Raw genomic sequence first — 18,540 nt, 5'->3', positions numbered from 1 at the left:
TTTAGACCCCGTTCTTTTGAGTCTGGGGTTCAATGAGATAATTTCCGGATGTTTCGTTTCCTTTTAGGGAATAGGCGTTTCCTTCTTCTTTTTCTGTTTTTTCTCCTATCTATATTATTACTTTCCACCAAGCTGCGAGATGTTTCTTTATCTTTTGTGGAAAAACCTTTGGTGGCGGTCATATCTGGAATTGAAATTGTGTTTTCATCCTTGATCCATGGGGTGGGATCGTTTTGGGAAGGCTATGTTGATTTAACTGGGGTTAAAGAGGAAAACCAACGTCTTCGAATGGAAATTGAGCGCTTAAAAGCAGAGACGGGACGACTCCAAGATATTCAATTCACTAACCAGCGAGTAAACGAACTCCTGGGTTTTATCCAGGAAAGTCCCTTGGGCTTGTCCGCAGCGCGTGTGATTGGAAGGGATCCAGGCAATTGGTATCAAACCCTGATCATTAACAAAGGTTCGGCGGATGGGGTTCATGAGGATATGGGGGTGATGACCCCCCTGGGTGTAGTGGGAAGAGTGATCAAGGTAAAACCCAAAATGGCCCAGGTTTTATTAATGGTGGACCGAAACAGTGCCATTGCTGCCCTTGTGGAACGGACCCGCGATGAAGGAATGGTCCAAGGAAATGATCGGGACAAAATTTTCATGAAATATTTACCGTTGACCGCAGAGGTGGGGGTTGGAGCCCGAATTATGACATCTGGGTTGGCGGGTTTTTTCCCAAAAGGTCTTTTGATTGGAACCGTAGTGAATGTTGTGAAAGAGGAAACAGACCTTTTTAAGAAACTTCAAATCAGACCCGCTGTGGATTTTTCCAAGCTAGAAGAGGTTTTAATCATTACCTCTCTTCCCTCCCCTGATCCAAAAGAACTCATTAAGGATAAACTCTTTTGAGATTTGTTTTTTATGGTGGGGTTTTATTATTGTTGATTCCTGTCCAGTCGATCCTTCTGGAATGGGTTTCCATCTATGGCATTAAACCCGATCTTTCCCTTTGGTTCGTTTATTTGATTGGTTTTTTACATGGTGAATGGAAAGGCGGTTTGATGGGGGTTTTATGTGGGATCATTTTTGATTCGTTTTCTCCAGGGAAATTTGGAATGAATATTTTTATTAAAGGTTTATTAGGATTTACCGCAGGTTTTTTAGGCCGTGCGCTTTTAGAAACGAAAGCCTTGTTTCATTTTGGGATGTTGTTCTTTTTTTCCATAATCCAGGGGATTTTGATATACTGGTTTCTCCTTATAGGTGGAGAATCTGTGATCTTTCGTGAAGTTTTTTTTCAGATTATTCTTCCACAGGCTCTTTATGACTGTGTTTTAGGTGGATTGATGATCAATTTAATTTTTGCCATCCCTCAAATTCAAGCCTATTCTCTGCGGGAAAAAGGAATATGAAAGGCCCTCAGTCTGTTCAAGATGAGGTACGAGAATTTCAGCGAAAAGGGCCTCCCTACCTTTTTCTCATCACGATTCTTTTATTAGCCTTGCTGTTGCGGAGTTGGTACCTGCAGGTTATTCAAGGAGAACATTTTTCTGAATTATCAGAAAACAATCGTATGCGTGTGGTGGTTCTGAAACCTCCTCGTGGCCTTATTTTTGACCGCAATGGAAACCTCCTGGCGAACAATGTGGCTAGCTTTAATTTGAATTTAGTTTTGGAGGACGTAGAAGACACCCATGCCATTGGAAAACGGTTAAATCAACTCATTGGGCTTAGTATAGAGGAATTCAATGAAAAAGCTTTAGAACCTTCCGGGCATTTACCCTATATGCCAGTGACCCTGAGGAAAGGACTTAGTTTAAGAGAAGTGTCCATTATTGAAGGGCATCAGTTGGGTCTTCCCGGAGTGGAGATCCATGTTGAGCCCAGGCGCCATTACCTTTATGGAACCCTGGCGGCCCATCTGCTGGGTTATGTTAGTGAGGTTTCCAGTAACCAGTTGGGAGAGGAAACCTTTAAAGGTTTATTGCCAGGTACGGTGGTTGGACAATACGGTGTTGAGAAAACCTTTGATTCCCTCATTCGGGGAAAAAGAGGGAAAAAGGTGATCGAAGTTAATGCCCTTGGACACGAGCAACAAGTGGTTCGTGTGAGTGCTCCTCATTCCGGGCAAGATATATACCTTACGGTGGATTTAGAATTGCAGCAAAAAGCGGAGAAAATTCTTGGGGGAAGATCTGGTGCGATTGTGGCGATGGACCCAAGAAATGGGGAAATTCTTTCAATGGTGAGTCATCCCCCTTTTGATCCCAACCTTCTTTCAGCGGGAATCCGACCAGAGGTTTGGGAGATCATTTCAACCGATCCACAACGGCCTCTTAATAACCGGGTGATTCAAGGCCAATATCCCCCAGGTTCGGTCTTTAAAATCGTGGTTTCCAGTGCCATGTTGGAAAGCAAACAGTTTGATTCCGGTTTTCAGGTGGATTGCAAAGGGTATATGCCATTTGGGGGAAGGGTGTTCAGGGACTGGAAAAGGGGGGGCCATGGACCCATGAATTTACATCAAGCCATTGTCCAATCCTGCGATGTGTTTTTTTATAATGTGGGATATCAGCTTGGGGTCGATATGATTGCAAAATATTCGCGACTTTTTGGGTTGGGGGAACCCACGGGCATTGAATTGGAATCGGAGAAAAAAGGGTTAATTCCCACGATTGAGTGGAAAAAAAGAGTTCGCGGGGAACCCTGGTATCCCGGAGAAACGTTATCCGTTGCCATCGGTCAGGGTTATGTGTCCGTAACTCCCTTACAGTTGGTGAATATGATCAGTGTGGTGGCAAACGGTGGGACCCTTTTTCAACCCAAAATTTTTAAAGGTGTATTGGAAAAGCAGACCCGCCAGGTGGAAGAGCCTTTGCCTATGCCTTCACGGCGTGTTGATTTAAATCCCAGAACCTTTGCTGTTTTGAGGGAGGCCCTAAAAGGGGTGGTGTCCGATCCTGAAGGGACGGCCCGTTCCTCCAGATCCTCTATTGTTGAAATTGCCGGGAAAACTGGGACAGCACAAGTCATCGGAACACGCCCAAGAGCACCAACGGAACCGATACCAAAGGAGTTTTTGGACCATGCCTGGTTTGGGGCTTTTGCCCCGGCTTCTGACCCTAAGATAGCGGTGGTGGTTTTGGTTGAAAATTCGGGCCATGGGGGCTCGGTTGCTGCGCCCATTGCAAAAGAAATTATTGAGACTTATTTAGCTTATGATCGATCGACGGTTAATCACCAACTTTGATTGGCGACTTTTAGGGGTGATTCTCGGAATTCTGGGAATTGGTCTGCTGACCTTATATAGTGTAACCCGGCACTCCGATGTTTCCCGCAGCACCGTTTTTGTGAAGCAAATCTATTGGGTCATTTTAGGATTAGGGATTTATTTCAGTGTTTCATTTTTAGACTACCATATGCTGGTTCGGTATGCCTTTGGGTTTTATGGGATTACGCTTTTATTATTGATAATGGTCTTATTTGTTGGCCGGGTAGGTCAAGGGGCTCAACGTTGGCTTTCCCTGGGTCCTTTTTCTTTTCAACCCTCCGAGTTTGCAAAATTAACCATGCTTTTGGTGATGGCCAAATATTTTTCTGAAAACAAACAAACCGGAGGGTTGAGATTTTCACAATTATTTTTTCCGGGTGTTCTTTTGGCTATTCCGACAGTCCTCATTTTAAGGCAGCCTGATCTTGGGACGGCCTTAACGGTAACCTTTATTTTTTTATTATTGGTGGGCTTAGTGGGATTTCGGTCTAAAAACTTGGTTTTTGGTTCCATTTTGTTTTTTATGTCACTTCCTTTTTTATGGCACTTCTTTTGGTCTTTCCTAAAAGAATACCAAAGAGAACGCCTCCTAACGTTTATTGATCCCTCGGCGGACCCCATGGGGGCGGGGTATCATATTATTCAATCTAAGATTGCCATTGGGTCCGGTGGTATTTTGGGAAAGGGCTATTTATCAGGCACCCAGAGCCAACTTAAATTTCTTCCGGAAGGCCATACGGATTTTATTTTTTCTGTTTTTGCAGAGGAATGGGGTTTTATTGGTGTTTTTTTATTGTTTAGTCTTTATTTTGTTTTAATTGTGATGGGAATAGAAATCGCAGCTAAAGCAAAAGATAGTTTGGGAGTTTTACTGTCTTATGGAGTCGTCGGGATGTTGTCCTTTTATTTTATGATCAACATCGGTATGACCTTGGGAGTGATGCCCGTTGTGGGTGTTCCCCTCCCCTTAATGAGCTACGGTGGGACGTCTATGGTGACCATGTTGGCTGCCCTCGGAATTTTACAAAGTGTAAAAATTAGACGTTTTCAACTTTTTTATTAAAAATCTCAATGTGTCAATCTCAATAGGAACAAGCCGGTATTTTGACCAAAAAAGGATAGAGAAATTTTGTTCACATTTTTTAAAAAAATGTTGGTCCAAAATCCGCTTTGTTCAGAGGAGTATAGAAAATGGCTAAAGAAATTATTATTAATGCAATGCAAGAGGAAACCCGCGTTGCCTTTTTGGAAAACCGTGTGGTTACAGAACTTTATATTGATCGAAAAAAAGAACGCGGCATTGTAGGAAATGTATATAAAGGGAAGATTATGAAAGTGCTGCCCGGCATGCAGGCGGCGTTTGTGGATATTGGCACTGAAAAATCCGCTTTTTTATATGTGGCGGATGTGGTTTTTCAAAAAGAAGAAACCTTACGGGTCACAGAAGGGGAAGGTGAGGAATACAGAGAAGATGACAATGTTGAATTTAATGGGATTGTGACCAAAGTCAAAAAATCCGGAGGGAAACCCATTGAGGAACTCCTGAAAGAAGGACAGGAAATATTGGTTCAGGTGACCAAAGAACCCATGGGAACCAAAGGACCACGGGTTACGATGTATGTATCCTTACCCGGGCGATACCTGGTTTTTATGCCAACCGTCAATCATGTCGGAATTTCCAGGCGCATTAATAAAGAGGAAGAGCGCTCCCGTTTAAGGGACATGATTATGAAAATGCGGAAAGGGGGAACCGGTTATATCATTCGGACGGTGAGTGATGGCGTCAGTGAGGAAGAATTTGTTTCCGATAAAGAGTTTCTGGATGTTTTATGGCACAATATAAACAAAAAAAGAGAAAGGTTAGGTGCCCCGGTACTTCTCCACACCGATTTAGATTTGGTTTTCCGGACGGTTCGAGACCTTTTTACCCGAGATGTGGACCGGCTGGTAATTGACTCAAAAGTGGAGTACGAGAGAATAAAAGATTTTGTGAATATGTATATTCCCAGTTTAAGTGAGCGGGTTGAGCTTTATGAAAAAGAAGAACAAATTTTTGATGCCTTTGAAGTTGAAATTGAGATATCTCGGGGGTTGGGAAGAAAGGTTTGGTTAAAGTCAGGTGGGTACATAATAATTGATCATACCGAGGCCTTGACCGTGATTGATGTGAATACTGGGCGGTATGTGGGAAAAAGGGATCTGGAAGAGACCATCCTAAAAACGAATTTAGACTCGGTAAAAGAAATTGCCTATCAGCTTCGTCTTCGAAACATAGGAGGGATTATAATTATCGATTTCATTGATATGGAAAAAGAACGGAATCGGGATAAGGTATTTCATGCCTTCCAAGAGGCGGTCTCTCGAGACAAAGCCCGCACCAATATTTTAAGGATTTCGGATTTGGGCCTAATCCAGATGTCTCGTGAACGGATTCGGGAGAACCTGCTGAGGATTCTGTGTGGGCCTTGCCCTTACTGTGACGGGAAAGGATATACCAAATCTCCGATGACTGTTTGTTATGAAATTTTTAGAGAAATACGGAGAATTGGGCCGTCTCAACATGATAAGAAAATTATTCTTGGGGTCCATCCAACAGTGGCCAATCTATTGTACGAGGAAGAACGAGAGGGAATTGAAGACTTGGAAAGGGAATTTAATCGAAAAATTTTTATTAAGGCCGACTCCAACCTTCATTTGGAACAGTATGACCTGAGTACCCATTAGTTGGAAGGAACAAATGAAAGGATCCCAGAGAGAGCCAGGGCTCCTTCCTTCTCGTGGTTCCATGACGGGTAACCTTTTTAAAAAAGTTCACCTCTTTTTTAAAAAGGTTTAATTTAAAACGATACCCGGTAAAAAAAAATTTGATAAACCTCTTACTTCTCCCTCCGTTCTCTTTGGGTAATCCCGGTGGTACGATTTCATCAGTCCCTCTTTTCTTTATTCTTTTTATATTCAAAAAGATCCCATCCAGAAAAAGATTTTTGAGGATTCCTTGACTGGCCGGAGTACTGTTGTATAATGTCATTTTAATTTAAGACGCTCCAAGATATTTTTTGTTGGGTTAAATTCAAATCCATTATGAATCAAAATGAAACGGAAATGTGGCTTTCCCTAAAATCAGTTCAAGGACTTGGCCCGGTATTAATCAAAAGATTAATAGAAGTTTTTGGGTCCCCTAAAGGAGTATTGGGTGCAGATATAAGAAATTTAATGGATTTGGAGGGGATTGGAGAATCGCTGGCTGGAGCCATTCTTTCCTGTGGGGTAACGGACACCGTTAAGCGGGAGGTTGATGAAGTCAACCGGTTAGGAATAGGGTTGGTAAGTCTTACAGATTCAGAATATCCGTCGTTACTTCGGGAAATTCATGATCCCCCTTCCCTATTATATGTACGGGGAAAACTTCATTCCGAAAAACCGGCCATTGCCATTGTGGGTTCTCGAAGGGCCACTGCCTATGGACGTTCCACAACCGACCGTTTTAGCCGGTGCTTAACAGAAGAAGGTTTTTTAGTGGTCAGCGGGATGGCAAGAGGGATCGACGGTTTTGCACACCGGGCCGCTCTCCACGCCGGGGGAGAGACCTTGGCGGTCTTAGGATGTGGAGTTAACCGGGTTTATCCTCCGGAACACCGGGACCTGATGACCAAAATCATGGACCAAGGAGGGGTTTTATCCGAATATTCCCTGGAAACCGAACCGGATGCTAAAAACTTCCCGCAGCGAAATCGTATTATCAGTGGCGTTTCTTTAGGGACCCTGGTGATTGAGGCGACCGCTGAAAGCGGGTCATTAATTACCGCCCGATTGTCCTTGGAGCAAGGACGAGAGGTTTTTGCCATTCCGGGGAACCTTGGGGTAAAAACCAGTGAAGGGACCAATCATCTTATCAAAAGTGGTGCAAAGCTGGTACAGGGAATGGATGATATTTTGGAAGAAATTGTTCCTCAGTTCCGGAAAGTGGCCAAACAACATTTTGGAAAATCCACCCTAAAGTCAATCAAATCCCACTTTAAACAGGAGGATTTACCGGTGGATGAGAGTATTTTATTTGATTTGGTGGGAGTAGATCCTGTACATATAGATGAGTTGTCTTCAAAAAGTCATTTTCCATCTCAAAAGGTTTCCAGCCTTCTTCTGAGTATGGAATTAAAAGGTGCCATTCAACAAATGGCCGGGCAGTTTTATACCCGATCCATTTAAAAAAAATATTTTGTGGTAGAATCAATCATAGTCGTTTTCATATGGCAAAGGTTTTTATTAAAATGGGGGGGCAATGGGTAAATCTTTAATTATTGTTGAATCACCAACGAAAGCAAAAACCCTCAATAAATATTTAGGTAAGAAGTTTGTGATCAAAGCGTCCATGGGACATGTGAAGGATCTTCCCGTCAAAAAATTAGGGGTGGATTTAGAAAGGGATTTCCTTCCTGAATATGTCATCATCCGTGGAAAAGGAAAGTTTTTAAATGAAATCAAAGAAGCCGCGGGTAAAGCAGACAAGATTTTTCTGGCCCCCGATCCAGATCGCGAGGGAGAAGCCATTGCCTGGCATATTGCAGAAGAACTTAATGGGCAGGAGGAAAAGGTATTTCGAATTCTGTTTAATGAAATTACCGAACGGGGAATTAAAAAAGCTTTAGAATCACCTGTGAAGGTAAACCTCAATAAAGTCAATGCCCAACAAGCCCGGCGGGTGTTGGACCGCATCGTGGGTTATAAAATCAGTCCCATTTTATGGGAAAAAGTCCGCCGGGGTTTAAGCGCTGGCCGGGTTCAATCCGTGGCTGTTCGTTTGGTGTGTGAGCGAGAATGTGCGATTCAGGCTTTTGTTTCTGAAGAATACTGGTCAATTACAGCGAAGCTGGAGGGTCTCTCGCCCCCTCGTTTTGAAGCCAAGCTTTTTAGGATCAATGGTAATCCTATTGAAATCTCTAATGGTGAAACCGCAGAACAACATATTACCCAACTTCGCGGCCAACCCTTTGTTGTTAAAAAAATTGAAAAGAAGGAAAAAAAGCGTAACCCCGTTCCCCCGTTTATTACCAGTAGTCTTCAACAGGAAGCCTCACGGAAACTTCGCTTTTCCCCCAAAAAAACCATGATGATGGCTCAACAGCTTTATGAGGGAGTGGAAATGGGGGCCGAAGGCCCGGTGGGTTTGATTACCTATATGAGGACCGATTCTACCCGTGTTTCGGATGAAGCGTTATCCTCTTTAAGGAGTTTTATTCAAGAACGGTTTGGTTCCGAATTTTTGCCCCCACATCCTAACATTTATAAGAGTAGGAAGTCCGCCCAGGAAGCCCACGAAGCCATTCGGCCAACCACCGTAACCCGTGATCCTGAAACCGTTAAGGGTTTTTTGGCCAAAGATCAATATAATCTATATAAGTTAATTTGGAGCCGATTCGTTGCCAGTCAAATGGCTCCGGCCATATTGGAAATGACCCGGGTTGATATTTCCGCAGGCCCATCCATTTTCCGGGCTACCGGTTCTGTGACCCGTTTTCCTGGTTTTACCTCGGCCTATATGGAGGGACGGGAAGAAGGGGATATGTCTGAGGATAAAAGACGGGAAGACGGAGAGGATGAAGAGGAGCTGAACCTTCCTTCTTTAACCGAAGGGGAAACGCTTCAGTTGTTGGAATTGGTTCCCAAACAACATTTTACTCAACCCCCTGCCCGTTTTTCCGAAGCCATGCTGATCCGTGAATTGGAAGAGAAAGGAATTGGCCGTCCCAGTACCTATGCAGCCATCATTTCAACCATCCAGGATAGGAAATATGTTGAAAAGTTGGAAGGGAGACTGAAACCCACTGAATTAGGAACTGTGGTAAACGGACTTTTGGTTGAACATTTTCCGGAGGTCCTGAATGTAGAATTTACAGCGAAAATGGAGGAGGAACTGGATGAGATTGAAGAAGGGGAGAAGGATTGGGTGGGTGCCGTCCGAGATTTTTATGCCCCCTTTGGAAAAAGCCTCCTGAAAGCGGAAGTAGAAATGCGGGATGTGAAACGCGAGGAAATTCCCACAGAGGTTGTTTGTGATAAATGCAATCGGAAAATGGTGATCAAGTGGGGAAGAAATGGGAGGTTTTTAGCGTGTCCGGGGTACCCGGATTGCAAAAATACCAAAGAATTTGTGGAAGAAACTTCCGGTGAAATTCGTGTTGTCGAGAAACCGGAAACCGGAGAGTTTTGTGAGACATGTCAAAGTCCTCTGGTAGTAAAAATTGGACGGTTTGGCCGGTTTTTAGCCTGCTCAACCTACCCAAAATGTAGCTTTACAAAATCGGTGAGTTTGGGAGTCCCTTGTCCTCAAGAGGGGTGCAAGGGTGAGCTGGTTGAAAAGCGATCAAAAAAAGGAAGAATGTTTTTTGGATGCAGCCAGTACCCAAAATGTAATTTTGCCAGCTGGTATAAACCCATTCCCAAACCCTGTCCTCAATGCGGTGGTTCTTTTCTGATTGAGAAGAAAAAAAGAGGAGGGGATGTAACTCTCGCCTGTCCCAATAAGGATTGTCACTTCCAAGAATAATGTTCTTTTCTCTTAAACACCGATAACGGCTCCGGAAATAGGTTAGCCCCTTGCCTTTTTGTGGGTAAATAGGGTAATTATGACGGTGATGGAACCTCAAGTGTTGGTCATCATTGGAGGAGGACTGGCAGGGTGCGAGGCCGCTTTTCAAGCAGCCGAACGTGGGATTTCTGTGCACCTTTATGAAATGCGGCCGGTCCAGACTACACCTGCACACAAAACCGGTGATTTGGCAGAATTGGTTTGCAGTAATTCCTTTCGTTCCGCGGATCCCTTTCATGCGGTCGGTTTACTCAAAGAAGAGCTCCGGAGGATGGGATCACTGATTATGAGGGCAGCGGATGAAACCCGTATTCCCGCAGGTTCAGCCCTTGCCGTTGACCGTACCGCTTTTTCTCAATGGATTAACCAAAAAATTCTTTCACACCCCCGAATTAAAGTTTTTCGGGAAGAGGTGAGCACCCCCCCGGAGGATAAAATGGCGGTTCTTGCTACCGGGCCTTTGACCGGTGAGGGTTTAGCCCGGTGGATTCAAAAAACCATAGGGTCTCATCGATTATATTTCTACGATGCCATTTCTCCTATTGTTGATGGGGAAAGCATTGATGGTCAGGTGACTTTTCAGGCCTCCCGGTATGGAAAGGGAAGCGCGGATTACGTCAATTGTCCTATGACTCAGGAAGAATATGATTGCTTTTATAAAGCTTTAATGGAAGCGGAGAAGGTTCCCGAGAAAGAATTTGAAAAAATCCCTTATTTTGAAGGGTGCATGCCTATTGAGGTTCTAGCAGAAAGAGGGTCAAAAACCCTTCTTTTTGGACCTATGAAACCCGTTGGTTTGTTGGATCCCCGTTCTGGAAAAAGGCCTTTTGCTGTGGTTCAACTGAGGCGGGAGAACCACCAAGGAACGTGTTATAATCTGGTGGGGTTTCAGACCAAGTTAAAATGGGGAGAGCAGAAAAGAGTTTTTCGCTTGATTCCAGGTTTGGAAAAAGCGGAGTTTTTTCGATTCGGTAGCCTTCATCGAAATACCTTTTTAAATTCACCTTTGTTTTTAAAAGAAACCCTTCAGCTTCGGGGTTCAGAAAACCTTTTCTTTGCAGGACAGATCATCGGGGTGGAGGGTTATATCGAATCGACGGGGATGGGGCTTTTAGCAGGGATTAATGCGGGACGAAAAATTCAAAACCAGGGATTGGTTGTTCCACCCGAAACCACTGCTTTGGGGAGCTTGATCCAGTATGTAACCAAAAGTGCTCCAGAGACTTTTCAACCCGCCAACGCTCATTTTGGTCTTTTTCCTCCCTTAAAAAAATCCATTCCCAATCGGGAAATGCGTCGGAAAAAAATGGTAGAAAGGAGCTTGGAGGACCTAGCAGAATGGACGGAGCAATACAAGATTTTATGAACTATTTGAGGTTTGAGCGGCGCGTCTCCGATCATACCATTCGAAACTATAAAGGGGACCTATCCCAGTTTCGGGGATTTGTTTTGGAGCAATTTCCTTCCGGTGAGAAAGGGCCTCTCCTTGGGTCTCTGGACCAATGGGTTATTCGGGGATATTTAGCTTTTCTTTACGCCCAAGGGATCAAGAGATCTTCAATTGCCAGAAAACTCTCCTCCATCCGGTCCTTTTTTGGGTTTCTCTTTCGAAGAGGGAAAATCTCCCACAATCCATCTCGTGTGGTATCCAGTCCACGCCAAGAAAGTAGGGTCCCTAAGGTTTTATCCATGAATCAAGCAAAAACCTTGGTGGAATCCCCCCCCAATCAAAACGTTCTCTCCATGCGGGATCGGGCCATTCTTGAGACTTTTTATTCTACGGGAATTCGAATCAGCGAATTGGTCGGGTTAAATATTCAGGATTTGGATCCGGAAGAAGGGTTAGTGAGGGTCAGAGGAAAAGGGTCCAAGGAACGGATTGTTCCTATCGGCTCCAAAGCACTGAAAGCCATTGAAGATTATTTGCATCATCCAAAAAAGAAAAAACACCCTTCAGGCGAAAAGGAAAAAGTGCCTTTATTTTTGAACCAATGGGGAAAAAGGATGACAGCCCGCGGGGTTTGGTATAGAATGTCCATTTATTTTCGAAGTGGCGAGGAATTCCGTGGGGCAACCCCTCACACGCTTCGCCACTCTTTTGCCACTCATCTCTTGGATGCCGGTGTGGATCTTCGGTCGATTCAAGAATTGCTGGGGCATCAATCTCTTGGAACCACGCAGCGTTATACCCATGTGAGTATGGATCGACTGATGGAGATTTATAATAAAACCCATCCCAGGGGCCGAGCTCGGATCCGAGGGACGAAATCATCATGAAAGAAGGCCTTACCATTCGAGGAACAACTGTTCTGATTGTGACCCGCAACGGCCGAGTAGCCATTGGTGGAGATGGGCAAGTAACTTTGGGAACCACGGTGATGAAGCACAATGCGCGAAAAGTGCGAAGGATGTATAATGGCCAGGTTTTGGCGGGTTTTGCCGGAGGAACCGCCGACGCTTTTACACTGTTTGAGCGGTTCGAATCCAAGCTAGAGGAGTTTCGGGGAAATCTGACCCGTGCCGCGGTTGAATTGGCGAAGGATTGGAGGACCGATCGGGTTCTCAGAAGACTTGAAGCTTTATTGGCCGTTGCCAATTTGGAGCATGCTTTTATTTTGTCCGGAACGGGGGACGTGGTGGAACCTGAAGGAGGTTTGGTCAGTATTGGATCGGGGGGCCCCTATGCTTTGGCGGCAGCCAAAGCCCTCATCCAACATTCTTCCCTGGACGTCCGGGAAATTGTGAAGGAAGCACTGGGAATCGCCGGTGATATTTGCATTTATACCAATCGGGAAATTGTCATAGAGGAATTGTAATGAATACTTTAACCCCACGGGAAATAGTTGCTGAACTTGATAAATATATCATCGGGCAAGCCCAGGCCAAACGGATGGTTGCCATTGCCTTGCGGACCCGGTGGCGCCGAAGACAGTTGAATGAAGAGCTTCGGGATGAGGTGATGCCCAGAAATATTATTATGATTGGACCCACAGGAGTGGGGAAAACGGAAATTTCCCGAAGGCTTGCAAAACTGGCTCAGTCCCCATTTTTAAAGGTGGAAGCATCAAAATTTACCGAGGTGGGTTATGTTGGTCGGGATGTGGAATCGATGATCCGAGAAGTCACCGAATTGGCAGTAAATATGGTGAAAGGTGAACAAGCGGAGCGGGTTTCAGATCGAGCCAAACAATTGGCGGAGGAAAAGGTTTTGGATTTACTCCTCCCCCCTCCCCCGCAGCGTCATCCCCCTGGAATTTATGATGAATCACGTGCTGAATCTGTTTCTCCTCCTCCATCCGAATCCAATGAAAACAGTCGAGAAAAGCTTCGCAAACAATTGCGGGAAGGAAAACTCAATGACCGGGCAGTCGAACTGGAGACCAAAGAGAAAAGCCTTCCCATTGGGGTGATTTCCAATATCGGAATGGAAGACCTCGAAATGAACCTCCGGGAGATGTTCGGCGGATTGTTTCAAGGGAAAAAGAAAAAACAACGGGTGAAAGTTCCTGAAGCCATTAAAATTTTAACTCAGGAGGAAGCCCAAAAATTAATTGATATGGATGAAGTTGTGAAAGAGGCCGTACGGCGGGTAGAACAGAATGGGATCATATTTCTTGACGAAATCGATAAAATTGCGGGAAAGGAAAAAATGGCCGGACCGGATATTTCCCGCGAGGGGGTTCAACGGGATCTCCTTCCCATCGTGGAAGGGTCAACTGTGAATACCAAATATGGGTTGGTAAAAACGGACCATATCCTTTTTATTGCGGCAGGGGCCTTTCATGTGTCTAAACCCTCAGATTTAATTCCAGAACTTCAGGGACGTTTCCCTTTGAGAGTAGAATTGAAATCTTTGGGAAAAGGGGAGTTTATCCGAATACTGACGGAGCCGAAAAATGCCTTAATCAAACAGTATATTGGATTAATGGAAACCGAAGGGATTCACTTGGAAATTACTGAAGATGCCATTGAAGAAATTGCCAAAATTGCGGTCTTGGTGAATGAGCGGATGGAAGATATTGGTGCCCGAAGACTATTTACAATCATGGAAAAAATTCTGGACGAGCTCTCCTTCGAAGCGCCCTATTTGGAAGAGAAACAATGGAGGGTGGATGCAAAATACGTTCAGGAAAAATTAAACGATATCGTCCAAGACCAGGATTTAAGGAAATACATACTCTAAACAGGATGCACTTTAACATTGGAACATTTAATTGAAAAGGCAAAAGTTTTAATTGAGGCCCTTCCCTATATAAGGTCCTTTTCAGGGAAGACCTTTGTGATCAAATATGGTGGTAAGGCCATGACAGAGGTGACCTTAAAAGAGCGGTTCGCCGAAGATGTGGTTTTAATGAAATATGTTGGAATTCATCCGGTCATCGTTCATGGAGGCGGGCCGCAAATTAACCAAATGATGAAACGGTTAGGAAAAGAGCCTCGCTTTATAAAAGGTGTACGGGTCACTGATTCAGAAACCATGGAAATCGTAGAGATGGTTCTTGGGGGGGTGATTAATAAAGAGATTGTTTCTCTGGTTAACCGGCATGGGGGGAAAGCGGTAGGGTTAACGGGTAAAGATGGGAAATTATTTACCGCTCAGCCCTTGGCAAAGGCATCGGCAAAGGACCCCGCCATGGGAATGGTGGGACAGATTAAGGCCGTGGATCCAAAAGTGTTAGAAGACCTTCACAAAAGCGGTTTTATCCCAGTGATTGCTCCAATTGCTTTTGGTGAAAAGGGGGAAAGTTATAATATTAATGCGGATTTGGTTGCCGGGGCGATTGCTTCTGCCATCCAAGCCGAGAAATTTTTGGTACTGACCGATGTAAAAGGAATTCAGGACGAGCGCAAAAAATTGCGTTCCACATTATCCAGAAAAGAGGTCGGACAATTTATTAAAAAAGGAGTAATCTCGGAGGGAATGCTTCCCAAGGTGGAGGCTTGCCTGACTGCTCTTGAGGGTGGGGTGAAAAAAGCCCATATCATTGATGGGCGCTTGACCCATGCCCTTCTTTTGGAAATTTTTACCGATAAAGGGGTGGGGACCGAGGTAGTGGATTAAAAAATAGTGTGTGTTCTGTTTAGGGCGCGGGAATAATATTAAACTGCTCGGAAAAAGCAGGAGGATGGCTCCCGATTTGAATGGCAGGGATAAGAGGAAAGATTTGGTCGAAATTGACCTCCCCAGGAATGCTGACATCATGTCCCGGGCCGCACCCCAAGCAGGATGTGACGGAAGACCCTTCCACATTTTGAACATAAAGGAATTTAAAACCGTTTGCTTTACCTACCCCTGAATCCGCGTGGGTGTTCATGTCCACACCGTAACCCTCCGTTGAATCAACATTCCAAAAAGGATCAACCGTTGGATTGGTGAGTCCCGCTGAATTTTTCCTGCCGATGCTTGTGTGGAACAAGCGGAAGGTCGAATCATAGGTATCCATGGTTCCGGTCAAATTGTTTAAAGGGTTGGGATCAACATCGGTTTGGTCCAGTACCATTCCATTGAGGTATAAAGCTTCTTCGATTGGATCGGAGTGATCAAACCCGTAATGGGCTAACCAGCTTTGGGTGAACGCTTGCCGGTCGGGTGTGGTGCTTGCTGTATATTTTACTATCCTTTGGTCTATCCAGTTGGTTCGGATGGCATTCCCTACGCCGGTAACCTCTGCGTTGAGTGGAGCGGTTGTCGGAAAGGAACCCGTCTCCCAAAGACAGTTGTCCAACTTTCTCTGGATGGTGATCAGATCATCCCCTAAATTAAACCATTGATCGGGGTCACAAGTCCCATAAAACTCGTTATCATCAATTGTGGTGGTAGGGTCACTTCCCTGGGCTTCAACAATACCATCCAGAACACAATTCTGGTTGGTAACCATAACACAATCCCAATCAGGTCCCAGAGCGACACGGACCCTTGCTCTTGAAAGCCCCGGCGGGGTGACTCCGCTTCCTTGGACAATTTGAAGCTTGGTGGGACCGCCGATTTTGGTAAAATCTAAAATTGTACTGGTTGCCCCCCAGCCAAATTGGTCTGCCCGGAGTCGGTCCACCTCACCCGCTTCCCGGACATTGTCATTATCATCATCATACCAGGTATCATCAAAAACACCGTCCCCATTTTCATCCACAAAAATAACATCTCCTTTAAGTAGATGCCCACAGGAGGGTTGATTACAATATTCTGGAATCCAACTGGTTCCAATATCTGTTGGGGCTTTTAAACTGGGAGGTGGAATAGCCAGAAGGGTGGTTCGGTCAATGGTAGCCGAGACAGAAGCATTTTCAATTTCATTCCAGTTGGTTCCACTGGCAAAGTTTCCATTAACCCAAGCATTAACTGCTGCAGATCCTCTGGTCCCGCAATCTCCATTGAAACCATTGGGAACTCCGGTACAGCTTGCGGGAGGACTCGCCAATAAAGTTCCCCCAACCCCAAGTGCATTGGTTAAGTTAAGAGTTGCTGTATCCGCAGAATAGGATATTTTTGGGACAATGGGATTTTGGGTCCCCACAAAAAATAGAGAAAATGCAAAATAAACTAAAAGAGGGATGTGGGGTTTTTGCCTCATTTTTGCCAGGTCCGATATAGAGGTAAGACTTTTTAAAAAAATTAAAAGGACATTTTTATAATACATATGCAATTTTTATTCCCTAAGGTAATTGTTGTGGATAACTCACCTAACCCATTAATAAATCAATTTTTTAAGAAAAATGATTTTGATCCACAAAAGTGTAAAAGGGAATTTTATTCACCAAAAGTTCTAATTTAGTCTTTATTTTTGATTACTTAGGAGTTGACTGAAATTGACTATTTTTTAAAAAACAGAAGGAAAAAGGGAACTGAAAAATAATTTAAATGGGAAAAACATAATATGAAAATTGATTTTGATGAATTATTAAAGAACTAAACCTCTTTTTTGCCAAGCGACCAAAACCCTTGACAGATAACCCAAAGGGCTTTAAAGTATGGCCATTTTATAGGTAAAAAAAAATAAGTTGCCGGAGTGGTGAAATTGGTAGACGCACGGGACTCAAAATCCCGCGGGGTTTGACTCCATGGGGGTTCGATTCCCCCCTCCGGCACCAATATTTTTCAATGAGCTAAACCCACCTGGTGAATATACAAACGGGAATAATATCCCAATTGTCAAAAATACTCCGACCTCAGATCGGCCTACCTTTTTTTAAAGAAAAAAATGGATAATTGACCCTTGGATCTATAAGCCGTTGGTTGATTTTTCATTTTATTTTTCTTCCATCTTATAATACCCTTGTTATTTTATTCACTAGACTCTTGAACCTTGTGAGCCCAAAACATTAAAATTCCCATTTGGTCCTCATCAAAAGGCTTATCCGGAGAGATGGGGCAGATTCATCAAAAAAAGTGTCTGGAAAAATAATTTTAGTTAGAGAAAAATTTCTTCGGTGTGCGATAGGGGAGAATGAGGAAAATTATCGTTAAAGGCGTATCCATCAAGGAAGTAGTCCGGCTAATCCGGAGTCGGAGCAAATTAAATAATTGAAATAAAACAAGGTTGTAATAATTTGAGGTAGGTTTTTAAGGCTTAAAGAGATGTTTTTGGTGATAAAAACCTAGGTATTAAGAAAAAAATGGCAAGAGCCAATCGACATTATGTTCCTAACACAGTGTGGCATATTACCCATCGATGTCATCATAGGGATTTTCTACTGAAATTTTCAAAGGACCGGGACTGCTGGATGGATTGGTTGTATGAGGCCAAAAAGCTCTTTCACCTTCGCGTGCTGAATTATATGGTGACCTCAAACCACATCCATTTATTGGTGATCAATAGCGGTGAAAAGGTAATTTCTAAAAGTCTGCAATTGATTGCAGGGAGAACTGGGCAGGCCTACAACCAAAGGAAAGGAAGAAGCGGTGGATATTGGGAGGACCGTTATCACGCAACCGCAATTGAGACCGGTGAACATTTTATTCAGTGTTTGGTGTATATCGGTCTGAATATGGTAAGAGCCGGAGCAGGAAAGCATCCTAGTGTACTGAGTCATAAATTCCTTTACACACCGTTCGTGGTGAGCTTGTCGAACCATGAACGGAACCCATTGAAATATTGCACCCTTCGACAGGCTCAGGGTGAACGGGATTTGTAAAGAAGCGTTGGACTCACTACACTAGGAGCCTGAGCAATAGTCTTTTTTGGATTAATTTTTTTAGGGATATATGATAAAGTGTGAGGATTAGAGACTCAATTTGGAGGAGCCCCATGTTTCGCCCATATGATCAGGACCAAATGTTTCTATTGCCACCGAGCGTAAAAGAATTCATTGATGAGAGACATCCTGCCCATCTGATTAACGATATGGTGGAGAAGTTGGACATCAAGGTCTTTATGCATCGGTACGGAGAGATGGGGCAGCCGGCCTATTCGCCGCGGATGATGCTGAAGGTGATCTTATACGGCATGACGGTCGGGGTTTTCAGTTCGCGGAAGCTTTCACGTGCTTGTGGAGAGAACCTGGCCTTTAAATATTTAGCGGGGATGCAGACGCCTGCCCGCCGCGGCGGGCCTGCCTTTAAGACCTTCATTGAGTTTAGAGCGCGGCACCGGGAGGAGATGGCAGATTTATTTGTGCAGACGGTGAAATTGGCCAAAGAGATGGGATTTGCCCTGCTCTCAAGGGTTGCTCTGGACGGCACAAAGATGCG

General features: G+C 44.3%; 14 protein-coding genes, 1 tRNA gene and 1 pseudogene. 15 read left to right on the top strand and 1 reads right to left on the bottom strand.

Features of this window, described 5'->3' with window-relative positions:
- Positions 1-48 precede the first annotated feature (48 nt).
- From mreC to argB, 12 genes are all read left to right on the top strand, one after another.
- Positions 49-903 carry a rod shape-determining protein MreC gene (gene mreC / locus VGB26_12585; GenBank protein ID HEX9758611.1) on the top strand — a complete coding sequence of 285 codons (855 nt, stop codon included), beginning with the start codon at positions 49-51 and terminating at the stop codon, positions 901-903.
- On the top strand, positions 900-1,406 hold the full coding sequence (mreD, locus tag VGB26_12580; GenBank protein HEX9758610.1) for a rod shape-determining protein MreD: 507 nt from the start codon (positions 900-902) through the stop codon (positions 1,404-1,406). Before mreC ends, mreD begins: the two co-directional genes overlap by 4 nt.
- Complete coding sequence (gene mrdA / locus VGB26_12575; protein HEX9758609.1) at positions 1,403-3,244, top strand: penicillin-binding protein 2; 1,842 nt, start codon at positions 1,403-1,405, stop codon at positions 3,242-3,244. Before mreD ends, mrdA begins: the two co-directional genes overlap by 4 nt.
- Positions 3,213-4,328, top strand: coding sequence for a rod shape-determining protein RodA (rodA, locus tag VGB26_12570; GenBank protein ID HEX9758608.1), 1,116 nt, complete (start codon positions 3,213-3,215; stop codon positions 4,326-4,328). The genes mrdA and rodA overlap by 32 nt, the downstream gene beginning before the upstream one ends.
- A 128-nt stretch (positions 4,329-4,456) precedes the next feature.
- Positions 4,457-5,989, top strand: a complete 1,533-nt coding sequence (locus VGB26_12565) for an Rne/Rng family ribonuclease (GenBank protein HEX9758607.1) — start codon at positions 4,457-4,459, stop codon at positions 5,987-5,989.
- Between the two features lie 357 nt (positions 5,990-6,346).
- The gene (gene dprA / locus VGB26_12560; GenBank protein HEX9758606.1) at positions 6,347-7,471 is read left to right on the top strand and encodes a DNA-processing protein DprA; all 1,125 of its coding nucleotides are present in this window, start codon (positions 6,347-6,349) and stop codon (positions 7,469-7,471) included.
- A 73-nt stretch (positions 7,472-7,544) separates the two neighbouring features.
- Positions 7,545-9,809, top strand: coding sequence for a type I DNA topoisomerase (gene topA, locus VGB26_12555; protein HEX9758605.1), 2,265 nt, complete (start codon positions 7,545-7,547; stop codon positions 9,807-9,809).
- Positions 9,810-9,888: 79 nt separating this feature from the next.
- On the top strand, positions 9,889-11,217 hold the full coding sequence (gene trmFO / locus VGB26_12550; protein ID HEX9758604.1) for a methylenetetrahydrofolate--tRNA-(uracil(54)-C(5))-methyltransferase (FADH(2)-oxidizing) TrmFO: 1,329 nt from the start codon (positions 9,889-9,891) through the stop codon (positions 11,215-11,217).
- Entirely contained in the window at positions 11,190-12,128 is a 939-nt protein-coding gene (gene xerC / locus VGB26_12545) for a tyrosine recombinase XerC (protein HEX9758603.1), read from the top strand. The genes trmFO and xerC overlap by 28 nt, the downstream gene beginning before the upstream one ends.
- Positions 12,125-12,667, top strand: coding sequence for an ATP-dependent protease subunit HslV (gene hslV, locus VGB26_12540; protein ID HEX9758602.1), 543 nt, complete (start codon positions 12,125-12,127; stop codon positions 12,665-12,667). Before xerC ends, hslV begins: the two co-directional genes overlap by 4 nt.
- Complete coding sequence (hslU, locus tag VGB26_12535) at positions 12,667-14,034, top strand: ATP-dependent protease ATPase subunit HslU (GenBank protein ID HEX9758601.1); 1,368 nt, start codon at positions 12,667-12,669, stop codon at positions 14,032-14,034. The genes hslV and hslU overlap by 1 nt, the downstream gene beginning before the upstream one ends.
- Before the next feature lie 18 nt (positions 14,035-14,052).
- The gene (argB, locus tag VGB26_12530; GenBank protein ID HEX9758600.1) at positions 14,053-14,913 is read left to right on the top strand and encodes an acetylglutamate kinase; all 861 of its coding nucleotides are present in this window, start codon (positions 14,053-14,055) and stop codon (positions 14,911-14,913) included.
- Between the two features lie 19 nt (positions 14,914-14,932).
- On the opposite strand, the gene VGB26_12525 is transcribed toward argB, so the two are convergent.
- Complete coding sequence (locus VGB26_12525) at positions 14,933-16,489, bottom strand: hypothetical protein (GenBank protein ID HEX9758599.1); 1,557 nt, start codon at positions 16,487-16,489, stop codon at positions 14,933-14,935.
- A gap of 363 nt (positions 16,490-16,852) precedes the next feature.
- On the opposite strand from VGB26_12525, the gene VGB26_12520 reads away from it, so the two are divergent.
- The 3 genes and pseudogenes from VGB26_12520 to VGB26_12510 form a co-directional block, all read left to right on the top strand.
- Positions 16,853-16,940, top strand: a tRNA-Leu gene (locus VGB26_12520).
- A gap of 525 nt (positions 16,941-17,465) precedes the next feature.
- Positions 17,466-17,870: pseudogene (locus tag VGB26_12515) on the top strand (transposase).
- Positions 17,871-18,097: 227 nt separating this feature from the next.
- Positions 18,098-18,540 (top strand): transposase (locus VGB26_12510; GenBank protein HEX9758598.1); only part of this gene is annotated, 443 nt, incomplete at its 3' end.

The sequence above is a fragment of the Nitrospiria bacterium genome, from assembly GCA_036397255.1.
GTDB lineage: Bacteria > Nitrospirota > Nitrospiria > DASWJH01 > DASWJH01 > DASWJH01.
This window is presented reverse-complemented; position numbering and strand designations above follow the sequence as displayed.